Annotated in this window: 1 protein-coding gene; it reads right to left on the bottom strand. The window is 63.5% G+C overall.

Annotation, left to right across the window (positions count from 1 at the left end; translation table 11 throughout):
* Positions 1-233: ketoacyl-synthetase C-terminal extension domain-containing protein (locus ACL02S_RS24330; RefSeq protein WP_412804821.1), on the bottom strand; the 233-nt coding region annotated here is incomplete at both ends.

Genomic DNA, 233 nt, shown 5'->3' with positions numbered 1-233 from the left:
CCGCGGGCCAGATCGCGGACGGCTTGTTCACTGCGTGCCGAGATCGGTAGTACTCCATAGTGGCGAGGGGTGCGCGCGTGTCCGTTTCCGCTGGGATGCTCAGGTGGTTGGTATTCCTGGAGGATGACATGGGCGTTGGTGCCGCCGTAGCCGAATCCGTTGACCGCGATGGTGACCCGGTCGACCTCGGGGCCTACTGGTTGGGCGTCCAGTTGTAGGTGCAGGTTCAGTTG

It is taken from the genome of Nocardia spongicola, assembly GCF_047200775.1.
Taxonomy (GTDB): Bacteria; Actinomycetota; Actinomycetes; order Mycobacteriales; family Mycobacteriaceae; genus Nocardia.
The sequence above is the reverse complement of the archived record's forward strand: the minus strand, read 5'-3'. Positions and strand labels throughout refer to the sequence as shown.